Source organism: Streptomyces sp., assembly GCF_031178505.1.
Classification (GTDB): domain Bacteria; phylum Actinomycetota; class Actinomycetes; order Streptomycetales; family Streptomycetaceae; genus Streptomyces; species Streptomyces gulbargensis.
Window position 1 is genome coordinate 1 of sequence record NZ_JAPSIW010000555.1, and the last position, 4,793, is coordinate 4,793.

Sequence of the window (4,793 nt, forward strand, 5' to 3'; positions counted from 1 at the left end):
GAGTCCAGGTCGGCCCGGACGGCGTCCAGGTCGAAGTCGAGCCAGTGGTGGAACCATCCCCGGCTCGGCGTGTAGTTGACGCCGAAGCGGGGCGCCCGGCGGGCGGGCGCGGACGGACGGCTTTCGTGGCCGGTCATGGGTGAGGGTGACCCTCCGCGGGTGTTCATCCTTTGACCGCTCCTTCCTCGACGCCCTTGAAGAAGAACCGCTGGAGCGCGGCGAAGACGGCGACGACCGGCAGGAAGGCGATCATCGTGCCGGCCGCGATGAGCCGCGGGTTCGCGGCGAAGGTGCCGTCGAGGTACTGGAGACCGACGGTGAGGGTGTAGCGCGCGGGGTCGTTCAGCACGATCAGCGGCCACAGGAAGTCGTCCCACGCGCCGATGAACGTGAAGATCACGACCACGCTCAGCATGCCCCGGACACTGGGCAGTCCGACGTGGACGAGGCGCTGCCACACGTTGGCGCCGTCCACCAGTGCGGCGGCGTCCAGGTCGGGCGGGATCGCGCGGAACGCCGTGTACATCAGCAGGACGTTGAGCATGGCCAGGGCGCCGGGGAGGGCCACCCCGAGCAGGGTGTCGGTGAGACCGAGGCTGCGGATCGTCACGTACTGCGAGACGATCGTGACCTCACCGGGCAGCACGAGCGTGGCGAGGAACAGCCCGAGCACCAGCCGGGCGCCCCGGAAGCGGAGCCGGGCCAGGGCGTAGCCGGCGAGAGTGGCGCCGACGACGTTGCCGGCGACCGCGATCCCCGCCACGACCAGGGAGTTGGCGGCGTACGTCCACACCGGGACCGTCTCGGCGACCTGCGCGTAGTTGGCGAGGGTCGGGTCGGCGGGCAGGAAGTCGGGGGTCGGGGAGTACACGTCCTCGTCCGGACCCTTCAGCGAGGTCGACAGCTGCCACAGGAAGGGGCCGACGGTCAGCAGGAGGACGAGGACGAGCAGCACGTAGCGCACGGCCTTCTCGGCGGCGGACGGGGTGGCGAGGCTGCGGGACACGGTCAGGCCCCCTTCCGGTTGAGCCGGGCGAGCAGCAGCATCGGTCCGACGGTGAGGAGGAACAGCAGGATGCTGAGCGCGGAGGCGTAGCCGATGTGCCCGGTGAAGCCCCTGCTGTACATCTGGATGAGCATGACCACCGACATGGTGCGCCCGCCCGGCCCGCCGGTGCCGTCCGACAGGACGTACAGCTCGGAGAAGACGCGCAGCGCGGAGACCGCGATGAGCACGGAGACCAGCATCATCGCGGGCCGCACGCCGGGCAGGGTGACATGCCGGAAACGGCGGGCGGCGGAGGCCCCGTCGACGGCGGCGGCCTCGTGGAGTTCGCGCGGCACGTTCCCGAGCGCGGAGAGGTAGATGACCATGTAGTAGCCGAGCCCCTTCCAGACGGTGAGCGCGATGGCGCTGAACAGCAGCAGCCACCGGTCGGTGAGGAAGGAGACGGGCCGGTCCGCCGCGCCGAGGGCACCGAGGATCCCGTTGAGGAGGCCGCGGTCGTCGAGCACCCAGCCCCAGATCAGTCCGACCACGACGGCGGAGGCGACGACCGGGGTGTAGAAGGCGGTGCGGAAGAAGGTGATGCCGGGCAGCTTCTTCTCCACGAGGAGCGCGAGCAGCAGCGGCAGGAAGGTGAGCAGGGGCAGGCAGATCAGCAGGTAGATGACGCTGTTGAGCAGGGCGTCGGCCAACTGCTCGTCGCCGAGGGCGCGTTCGTAGTTGGCCAGGCCCGTGAAACGGCCGCCGCCCAGCGGTTTGGCGTTGGTGAAGGAAAGGATCACCGTGTTGACGGCGGGCCACAGGTTGAACACGGCGAGCCAGACCACGGCGGGCGCGGCGAGCAGCCACGGGGTGAACCAGCGCCGGTGTGTCATGGGGTGCCTTCCTCGCGGGAGTACGGCGGGAGCGGGGGCCGGGGGCCTTCCGGTGCGCGGGGGAGGGCCGTACGGACGGCGCGCCGTCCGCACAGGTCCGGACTCAGTCCTTCAGGAGCTCGTCGGCGCGGGCGACCGCCGTGTCCAGCGCTTCCCGGGAGGAGGTCCGGCCGCTGAGGGCGAGGGCGATCTGCTGGTTGACGACGGTCTTGACGGCGTCGTTGGCCTGGACCGGTTCCAGCATCCGGGCCCTGGCCAGCGAGGCGAAGGCGGTGACCTTCGCGTCGCCCGCGTTGGTGCCGTCGCTCCGGCTGAGGAAGGCGTCGCCGGCGGAGGCCTTCGTGGACGGGAAGACGCTGGTGAGCCGGGCGAACGCGGCCTGGTTCCCGGCGCTGGTGATCCAGCGGGCCAGCGCCAGCGCGGTGGCCCGGTTCCCGCTCGACCGCGCCACCGACAGTCCCTGCACGTACAGCGGCGGTGTGCCCATGGCGGGGGAGGAGACCACCTTGGGCGCCAGGGTCGGGTTGTCGACGGCCAGCGAGGTGATGTAGTTGCCGCCGGCGGTGGTCCAGGCTGCGGCGCCGGAGCTGAAGAGTCGCGTGTTCCCGGCGTACGTCTCGGTCAGGACGTCCTTCGGGAGCAGCCCCTCCCTGAACGCCTCCCGGTACCGGTCCAGGAGCGCCGCCGCCTCGGGGGTGTTGAACGTGAAGCGGGTGCCGTCCCGCGACATCAGCTGCACCCCCGCGTTGGCGAAGTCCATCAGGCCGGGCTTGCGGCTCATCAGGTGGACCTTCCCGCCGGACCGCTCCTTGACCGTGCGGGCCGCCGCGATCAGCTGGTCGAGGTCGGCGGGCGGCTTCTTCGGGTCCAGGCCGTAGCGCCTCAGCTGCTCGGCGTTCCAGTAGTTGACGTCGGTGTTGAGATACCAGGGATAGCCGTACGTGCCCCCGGTGCCGGGGAAGCGGTACGCGTCGACGCCGCCCTTCACGTAGTCGGCGGCCAGTGCCGGGTCGGCCGCGCCCACGTCGAGCAGCATGTTCTGCCTCACCAGCGGCAGCGCGAAGTCGGGCGGAAGATTGACCACGTCGGGCAGGGTGCCCCCGGCGGCCTGGCTCAGGACCTTCTCGGAGTACCCCTCCCCGGGCTGGTCGAGCCACTCGACCTCCACGCCCGGGTGCTTCTTCTCGAAGGCGTCGATCACGCCCTCCATGTACGCGGTGAACTTCGGCTTCAGGGCCCAGGTCTGGAGCGAGACCCGGCCCTTCACCTCACCCTTGGCATCGTTGTCATCGTTCGCGCCGCCCGGGTCGCCGAGCCCGCAGCCGGCGAGGGTCACCGCGGCGAGCGCCGCGACGGCCGGTCGGATCCAGAGGCTTCTTCGCATCGAGGTCTCCCGGTCTGTGCTGTCCGACGGTGGATCAGTATGACTAAACCGGTCTAGCGAAGGGGGACTATGCTCCCGTTAGACTCCGCTGTCAAGGGAGAGCACGAGGACGGAAAAGGGGCGCCCCGTGGCCAGACCCACCATCGCCGACATCGCCCGGCGCGCCGGTGTCTCCAAGGGCGCGGTCTCCTTCGCCCTGAACGGCCGCCCCGGGGTCAGCGCCGCGACCAGGGAGCGGATCCTGCGCGTCGCCGAGGAGATGAACTGGCGCCCGCACAGTGCCGCCCGCGCCCTCGGTGGCGCCCGGGCCGGCACCGTCGGCCTCGTCCTCGCGCGCCCGGCCCGCACCATCGGCCTCGAACCGTTCTTCGGGCAGCTGCTCAGCGGCCTGCAGGCGGCCCTGTCGACCCGCGGTACCGCCCTCCAGCTCCTCGTCGTGGAGGACACCGCCGCCGAGATCGAGGTCTACCGCCGCTGGACCTCGGAGCACCGCGTGGACGGCTTCGTCCTGGTCGACCTCCAGGTGCGCGACCCGCGCGTCCCCGTCCTGGAGGAGCTCGGCGTACCGGCGATGGTCATCGGCGGCCCCGGCCGCCACGGCCGGCTGCCGAGCGTCTGGGCCGACGACCGTGAGGCGATGCTCTCCCTCGTGGAGTACCTCGCCGCCCTGGGGCACCGCAGGATCGCCCACCTCGCCGGGCTCCCGGCCTTCCAGCACACCCGGCGCCGGATCCGGGCGGTACGGGACGGGGCGCGGCGGCTCGGCCTGGAGGCCGTCTCGCTCCCGACGGACTTCAGCGACGCGGAGGGCGCCGCCGCCACCCGGGCCCTGCTCGCCCGGCCCCGGCGGCCCACCGCGCTCATCTACGACAGCGACGTCATGGCCGTGGCCGGACTCGGCGTCGCCGCCGAGATGGGCGTGGCCGTGCCCGGCGAGCTGTCCGTCGTCTCCTTCGAGGACTCCGCGCTCGCCCGGATCGTCCACCCCGCCCTCACCGCCCTGACCCGTGACACCTTCGCCCTGGGCGAGCAGGTCGCGCGGGCGCTGCTCGCCCTCCTGGACGACCCGGGCACGGCGCGGGACATCAAGAACCCCACGCCGCGCCTCACCGTCCGCGAGAGCACGGCCGCCCCGGGCGACCGCACCGCCTGAGGCCCCGGGCCCGGGCGGTGCGGGGAGGCGCCCCGCCCGAGCCCGTGGGCCGGCTCCCGCGAAGGCCCCGCGTCCCTCCCCGTACCCGGGACAGCCGCCCGGCGGCCGGGCCCGAGGCGCCTCCGAGCCCGTGGGCCGGCCCCCGCGGAGGCCCCGCGTCCCTCCCCGTACCCGGGACAGCCGCCCGGCGGCCGGGCCCGAGGCGCCTCCGAGCCCGTGGGCCGGCTCCCGCGAAGGCCCCGCGTCCCTCCCCGTACCCGGAACGCCGGCCCCGGCCCCGTACCGCCCCACTCTTGACCGCCCTACTAAAGGCGTTTAGCCTCCGGCGGACGGTCGCCTCCCGCGAGCCGTCGCTTCATCCGCACCACCTGTATG

4 protein-coding genes and 1 pseudogene are annotated in these 4,793 nt (G+C 72.6%); 1 reads left to right on the forward strand and 4 read right to left on the reverse strand.

What is annotated here, in order from left to right:
* The 4 genes and pseudogenes from RIF68_RS27610 to RIF68_RS27625 all read right to left on the reverse strand — a co-directional run.
* Positions 1-137, reverse strand: a pseudogene (locus RIF68_RS27610) (glycosyl hydrolase); the annotation flags it as partial.
* 26 nt (positions 138-163) lie between these two features.
* The gene (locus RIF68_RS27615; protein ID WP_375165748.1) at positions 164-1,012 is read right to left on the reverse strand and encodes a carbohydrate ABC transporter permease; all 849 of its coding nucleotides are present in this window, start codon (positions 1,010-1,012) and stop codon (positions 164-166) included.
* On the reverse strand, positions 1,009-1,881 hold the full coding sequence (locus tag RIF68_RS27620) for a sugar ABC transporter permease (RefSeq protein WP_309054018.1): 873 nt from the start codon (positions 1,879-1,881) through the stop codon (positions 1,009-1,011). The genes RIF68_RS27615 and RIF68_RS27620 overlap by 4 nt, the downstream gene beginning before the upstream one ends.
* A gap of 103 nt (positions 1,882-1,984) precedes the next feature.
* Positions 1,985-3,265, reverse strand: coding sequence for an extracellular solute-binding protein (locus RIF68_RS27625; RefSeq protein ID WP_309054019.1), 1,281 nt, complete (start codon positions 3,263-3,265; stop codon positions 1,985-1,987).
* A gap of 127 nt (positions 3,266-3,392) precedes the next feature.
* Here RIF68_RS27625 and RIF68_RS27630 point away from each other — a divergent pair, with 127 nt between their 5' ends.
* A complete protein-coding gene (locus RIF68_RS27630; protein ID WP_309054020.1) occupies positions 3,393-4,418 on the forward strand; it encodes a LacI family DNA-binding transcriptional regulator in 1,026 nt (341 codons plus the stop codon).
* Positions 4,419-4,793 lie beyond the last annotated feature (375 nt).